This window comes from Psychrobacter sp. HII-4 (assembly GCF_904846595.1).
Taxonomy (GTDB): domain Bacteria; phylum Pseudomonadota; class Gammaproteobacteria; order Pseudomonadales; family Moraxellaceae; genus Psychrobacter; species Psychrobacter celer.
This window is the reverse complement of the sequence record NZ_CAJHBJ010000076.1, coordinates 1-2,971: the sequence shown is the minus strand read 5'-3', so window position 1 is coordinate 2,971 and position 2,971 is coordinate 1. Positions and strand designations below refer to the sequence as shown.

Here is a 2,971-nt window from a genome sequence, read left to right as displayed (position 1 = left end):
CCTGCAAGTTCACCAGCTCAAAGCCGGCATCATCATTGAACATGAGCTCATTGTAGTTCTCAAGGGGCGAGTTAAAGCTTTTAGACTTGATACCAGATTTCTTGGCCGCCTGCGGGTAGCCCCATGGGGGCGGGTTGGCGCTGTTGTAGAGTCGGCCGATGACGATCAAATGTAAATTAATTTAGAAGATGTTTAGCAGTCTCAATAAAATTCATAAATATGAACGATAAATAGCCGTGAAGTAACTTTATTCCCCTGCATTACACTTCTTTTGTGCTATTTCATTGTCAGAAGATATCTCCCAACCTCTTTCATACGTAAAATGATAGGGCTGATACGTTTGATCCTCTTTTAAGCAACACGCAAAGGGACCAGCTACTTTCTCGCACTGCTGATTGGGTATATTAGCTTCTGTAAGTATTTCATATCTAGGTAGCGCGCCAAATAAATCAACGTAATTTAGATACTGGTCTATTCCTTTGTGCCAGTATTTTTCGTAGACCGCATCTACGCCATCTAAATTAGCATCAAAGTACATTTGCTTATCATCTGCTATAACAGCTAAAGGTTTAGCGCGATCAAAGTAAATAAAGGTATTTGCTGGATTTGGAAACTTAGTTCCTTCCTTATACAACATTATTGAATTTGACTCCCTCATACCAGCTATAAAATCACCATCTTTAACGATATATATCTCATCTGGGTTGTTTGGGTTAGAAAGAATTTCAAAATTGTTAATTTTATGTTTCAAGTAACCGTCGTAGCGGTTGTAACCAAAATAGGCTTCCATAGTTTCATTTGTCTCATCAACTTTATCAGGCGTATATCCTAATTCAGATAATTCGCTTGGCGTTGTATAGTCAAGTAAAGATATGGTGTCACTGTTCATACTATTAGAGCAAGCGGTTAGGCTTAAGACGAGTAATACTATTAATTTTTTCATACTACAACCTTTATTATTTCTTTATTTGCCCCAAATATCATTTTGAGGCGATCGCCCATCTTTACCAGGTTCAGTCCAACCAGCACCTTTATGTTTGCTTACAAACTCTTTATTAATTCTATGGCGTGATCGATTATAAACAGGAGATACATTATTTTGACGTACTCTTCGCAGCCATTGTTTACAGTTAAATTTAAAAAAATCTATTCACTACTTGAAGGATCTTTTATATGATCTAGCATGGTCTTCCTTGTCTGTTCAGCTGTATCTGGGTTGCAAAATTCACTTATTAATGTAGAAGAATTAGACGTGTGCTTTTCCCAACCCCGCAAAAATTGATGCCTATACGGCTTATAATCACCTTGTTCATCCATACAGCAGGCTAGATCACCTGCCAAAGCGTAACACTGTTTATCAGGAATAATCACTTCAGTAATTGAGTCATTCGGTACTTCAACAATAACCTCAGTATAGTTAAGAAAATAATCTTCACCTTTGTGCGGTATTTTCTCTGATATCATCTCGACACCGTCTAAGTTTTGATCATAAAACGCTTGCTTTTCATTGTAGTATAGTAGATTCAATTTAAAAATGTTATAGCGCTACTGGTATAAATTTTTCTTGCGTGCTGTATACACAGAGGCTGCGAAAAATTCATCCCAGTAGCGCTTTGGAACTTATGACAGTTTTGTTTTAAACTGACGATACATGAGAAGTTGCCCATTCCAGTCAACTACAGCGTCTAATGGGTTGGGCAACTTAGTGCCTTTATCGTATATGCGAATATGCTCATCATTTACTTTAAGTAAAAAGTTACCGTCTTTGATAATGTATATTTCATCAGGATTACTAGGATTGGATAATACTTCAAATTTATCTATGGTATGTTTTTGATAGTTACCATTGTAATATTTATATCCAACATTCCAGTTGTTAGATTCATCTAATTGTTCAATGATTTCAGGCGTTAATCCTTTGCTATTGAGATCTTCCTGAGTAGTATAGTCAAGCAAACTGACCGTTTGACTACAGCCAGTCAGTAGTAATGTAGTTGCTAAGATTGTCGCTATGCTTTTTATGTTTATTCGCATTTTATTATCTACCTGTATTTTTATCCCAGTATGCTTTTCTTAATAGCTGCTCTGCTTTAGCTCTATCCCCGCCACTTTTTTGTTTTACTGCTTCCCAATCAATATGTTCTCGAATGGCAGAATATCTTTGTTTATTATTAAATGCTTTAGAAGAACCTATATTCCCACGATCAACGTACTCATCGTAATCTTGCATCAAAAATTTTATATTTGTTGCATCAAGACCACTATAAAGAGCTGGCCCTCCACCTAATAACGTATCACCTGCTGCCATAGTACCAGTACCTGGCAGTTTTGCTCCAGTTACAGCAGCATTACGAGCAGTATTGATAGCATTATCAGCTTGAGCATCGTCATCGAAACCTAAAAAATCTTTTGCTTTATTAAAAAAACTTTTATCTTCTTCTTTTTGCCTAGCCAAAGTTTCAGATTCGACTTTTGTTCAGTCTTCATGATGCCGACAGCGGTGTTCATGATGGTGCCTACTTGGGTGGCATACCCTAAGCCGACAGTGACAGATTTACCCAGTTTGACAAATTCGGTGTTGGTTTTGTCAACATTGAGCGAGCGGCTTTTGTTGATGGAACGAAGATGATGAGCTGAGACTATTGTGAGATTGATTGATAGCTATAAGTTGATAGCTTCATACTGAATTGAGTGTCGTAGTGTTAATGATTGATGATGCCTTCTTGGATCAATACCTGAATAATGTCTTTAGCTCGTTGATGACCTTTAGTAGCAGCGTCTCGATATAACTCAAGCGCTTTATCGAGATCTTTTTCAACCCCGTGCCCAAAATGGTATAGACCACCAAGATTGGTTTGTGCTTCTAAGTCTCCTTGAGCGGTAGATTTGCTATACCATTTGAAAGCATTATCGTAACTTTGTACAACCCCATCACCTGTATAATATAATGCAGCTAGGTTGTTTTGCGCAG

At 37.5% G+C, this 2,971-nt stretch carries 5 protein-coding genes; all 5 read right to left on the bottom strand.

Features of this window, described 5'->3' with window-relative positions:
• Positions 1–247: 247 nt before the first annotated feature.
• Positions 248–943, bottom strand: a complete 696-nt coding sequence (locus tag JMX98_RS13635) for a hypothetical protein (protein WP_201587356.1) — start codon at positions 941–943, stop codon at positions 248–250.
• Positions 944–1,146: 203 nt separating this feature from the next.
• Positions 1,147–1,464, bottom strand: coding sequence for a hypothetical protein (locus JMX98_RS13630; protein ID WP_201587355.1), 318 nt, complete (start codon positions 1,462–1,464; stop codon positions 1,147–1,149).
• A gap of 156 nt (positions 1,465–1,620) precedes the next feature.
• On the bottom strand, positions 1,621–2,034 hold the full coding sequence (locus JMX98_RS13625) for a hypothetical protein (RefSeq protein WP_201587354.1): 414 nt from the start codon (positions 2,032–2,034) through the stop codon (positions 1,621–1,623).
• Positions 2,035–2,038: 4 nt separating this feature from the next.
• Positions 2,039–2,455, bottom strand: a complete 417-nt coding sequence (locus JMX98_RS13620) for a hypothetical protein (RefSeq protein ID WP_201587353.1) — start codon at positions 2,453–2,455, stop codon at positions 2,039–2,041.
• 247 nt (positions 2,456–2,702) lie between these two features.
• The coding region (locus JMX98_RS13615) for a tetratricopeptide repeat protein (RefSeq protein ID WP_201587352.1) at positions 2,703–2,971 on the bottom strand (269 nt) is incomplete at its 5' end.

Excerpts from the sequence above, each read along its gene's own strand:
- JMX98_RS13625 (WP_201587354.1), bottom strand. The coding sequence starts at position 2,034 with ATGCGAATAAACATAAAAAGCATAGCGACAATCTTAGCAACTACATTA.
- JMX98_RS13630 (WP_201587355.1), bottom strand. The coding sequence starts at position 1,464 with ATGATATCAGAGAAAATACCGCACAAAGGTGAAGATTATTTTCTTAAC.
- JMX98_RS13635 (WP_201587356.1), bottom strand. The coding sequence starts at position 943 with ATGAAAAAATTAATAGTATTACTCGTCTTAAGCCTAACCGCTTGCTCT.